The 2,856-nt window shown below is 47.3% G+C and carries 3 protein-coding genes; all 3 read left to right on the forward strand.

From position 1 onward, the window contains the following. Nucleotides 1–221: hypothetical protein (locus ACTS3T_RS13775; protein WP_462935217.1), on the forward strand; the 221-nt coding region annotated here is incomplete at its 5' end. Further along, nucleotides 205–1,359 carry an N-acetylglucosamine-6-phosphate deacetylase gene (nagA, locus tag ACTS3T_RS13780; protein WP_462935218.1) on the forward strand — a complete coding sequence of 385 codons (1,155 nt, stop codon included), beginning with the start codon at nucleotides 205–207 and terminating at the stop codon, nucleotides 1,357–1,359. The genes ACTS3T_RS13775 and nagA, both read left to right, overlap by 17 nt. 295 nt (nucleotides 1,360–1,654) lie before the next feature. Further along, nucleotides 1,655–2,644: an STAS-like domain-containing protein gene (locus ACTS3T_RS13785; protein WP_462935219.1), complete on the forward strand. Its 990-nt coding sequence runs from the start codon at nucleotides 1,655–1,657 to the stop codon at nucleotides 2,642–2,644. Nucleotides 2,645–2,856: the final 212 nt, after the last annotated feature.

A 2,856-nucleotide genomic window follows, 5' to 3' on the forward strand; every position in this document is an offset into this window, starting at 1 on the left:
GGTGGGGAGATGGGGAGATAGGGGATATGGGGGAGATAGGGGAGATAGGGGAGGGATTGATAGCTGTAGCTATAAAGGTGGAGGTTTTTGCAGGGCTAAAGGTGGCTGATAGAAAAGCTTGGCTTTTGGCCTTAACCCTTGGCTTGCTACTGGGCGCTATGACGACGTCGGATAATAAACGGGGTTCTGATCAAGAGGGTGGTAATGGTCAATTCGGTTGAAATTCTCAATGCGCGAATAGTGGGGCGGGCGGGGTTGCAGTGGGTGCGGGTGGAGCAGGGCCAAATTAGGGCGATCGCGCCGATGCCTGCAGCGCTGTCAACTGCTGAGAAAACCGTAGACTTGGCTGGCGATTGGCTATCGCTGGGGGGGGTAGATTTGCAAATTAACGGGGCGCTAGGGCTGGCGTTTCCTGATTTGGTGGCGGGTGATGAAGCTAAGCTGCAAAAAATTTGTGATTTTCTCTGGCGGCAGGGGGTAGATGGCTTTTTGCCAACGCTGGTGACGACTTCGGTGGCAAAGTTTCAGCAGGCGTTGGCGGTGCTGCGTTCGTTTCAGCCTGTAGGTTTACAAACGGCTCAAATTTTAGGGGCGCATTTGGAAGGGCCGTGTTTGAATGCGGCCAAGCGGGGTGCCCATCCGGAAGCCTATTTGTTGCCGTTGGCGGTGGCTACAATCGAATCTATCTTGGGGGACGCGGCTGATTGTGTGCGGCTTATGACCCTAGCGCCAGAGCTAGACACTACTGGCACTGTTATTCCCTATTTGCGATCGCTAGGGATTGCGGTCAGTCTGGGCCATTCGCAGGCGACAGCGGCTCAGGCTCAGCAGGCATTTGAGCAGGGGGCGACGATGGTGACGCATGCGTTTAATGCGATGCCGGGGCTACATCACCGAGAACCGGGTTTGCTGGGGGCGGCGATCGCTCATCCTGAAGTCTTTTGCGGTGTGATTGCTGATGGTGAGCATATTTGCCCGATGATGCTTGATTTGCTATTGCGGGTTAGTCGTGGGTCTTCAAGGTGTCAGCTAGCGGGTTTGTTTTTGGTCAGTGATGCGTTGTCGCCGCTGGGGTTGCCGGATGGTATTTACCCCTGGGATAGCCGTGAAATTGAGGTGAAGCAGGGTACGGCTCGGTTAGCGGATGGTACGCTTTCGGGCACGACGCTGCCGCTGTTGGCGGGGGCTAAAAATTTGGTGCAGTGGGGGCTTTGTAGTGTAGAAGAAGCGATCGCCCTAGCGACAGAAGCACCGCGTCAAGCGATCGGCTTGCCAGGATTTGGCGTTGGGCAGTCGGCTACTTTGCTGCGCTGGCACTGGAACGAAAGCGCTAATTTGCTGGAATGGTGGCGTCTTTAGAAAGGAACCTATTCAGCAATAGAAAAGGAACCTGTTCAGCGATCGCTCTGAAAATGGCCTCAAAGGTTGAAGGGAGTTGGCTGCTGTACTTAAAGCGCTTAGGAATAATAGGTCTTCTGCCAAAAATGACCGCATAAAACGCAATTGAGCATTTTCTTATGCGCCATACTTAGCTGTCTAAAGTTGACGACAACGCTCTTTAGGTTGACAATAAATTTAAACAAGGTTGACAAAGCGAGAGCAAAAAACCGTGTCGAAAGTCAGAAGGCGGGGTGAACAGATTCGCCAATTTATCTTGGAGAACGTTGAAAAATATCCGAAAGACGTCGCTACTCTGGCGTCTCAAGAATTTGGTATTTCCCGGCAAGCTGTCAACAAACATATTCAACGTCTGGTTGAGCAAAAATCCCTCGTTATTAACGGATCTACCAGGAGTAGAAGTTATCAGCTTTGTTCATTAGAGAAATGGGAAAAAGTATATGACTTGGAAAATAATCTTGCAGAAGACATTGTCTGGGACTCAGATATTAAACCTTTAGTCGCTGATTTGCCTGACAATGTCAGGGATATTTGGCTTTACGGGTTTACAGAGATGTTGAACAATGCCATAGATCACTCATCGGGGAAAGAGGTTCTAGTTCAATTAGAGAGAACCGCAATTGATACCGAAGTGATTATCAATGATGATGGAGAAGGGATCTTTAAAAAGATTCAGAGAGAGATAAATTTATATGATGAGCGCCACGCGGTTCTTGAACTAGCAAAAGGCAAATTGACAACAGATCCAGAGAGGCATACAGGGCAAGGCATATTCTTTACGTCGCGTATGTTTGATGAATTTGCAATACTCTCTGGAACAGTCTATTTTTCACATGAATTTAATAAGGCAGAAGATTGGATTTTTGAGAGAGATGGTGTTCAGTCTGGAACAACTGTTTTCATGAAATTGAACAATAACACTGCAAGAACTGCTAAGCGTGTATTTGATAGTTTTTCATCAGGTGATGACTATGCTTTTACAAAAACGGTAGTGCCTGTGCGTTTGGCTCAATATGGCGATGAAAAGTTGGTTTCACGTTCACAGGCAAAGAGACTGCTGGCTAGAGTAGATAAGTTTAGAGTAGTGGTCTTTGATTTCACTGGAGTAGAAGCCATAGGTCAAGCATTTGCAGATGAAGTTTTCCGGGTCTTCAAAAAACAACATCCAGAAATGCAAATTATGAGCTTAAATGCTGAAAAAGAGGTGGCTCAGATGATAAGTAGGGCACAAAGTATTGATGCCTAACGGTTTAGTCGTGCGGCTGAAAGTAGGCTCTGAGACACAAGCAGGATCTCACAGCAGCCTGCTCTAGCAGAGGTGTTGAGTTGCAGGATATATATTAGAAAGTATTTGAAAAGCTAATGGTTGTGATTTTAGGCACTTAAAAATCAGAGCTGTCCATAATTGCAATATTACGCTAAAGATTGAAATTGAATCGATTGAATTGCAATTTAAGG

Source organism: Almyronema sp. (assembly GCF_052168255.1).
Classification (GTDB): Bacteria; Cyanobacteriota; Cyanobacteriia; order Phormidesmidales; family Phormidesmidaceae; genus Sphaerothrix; species Sphaerothrix epifaneia.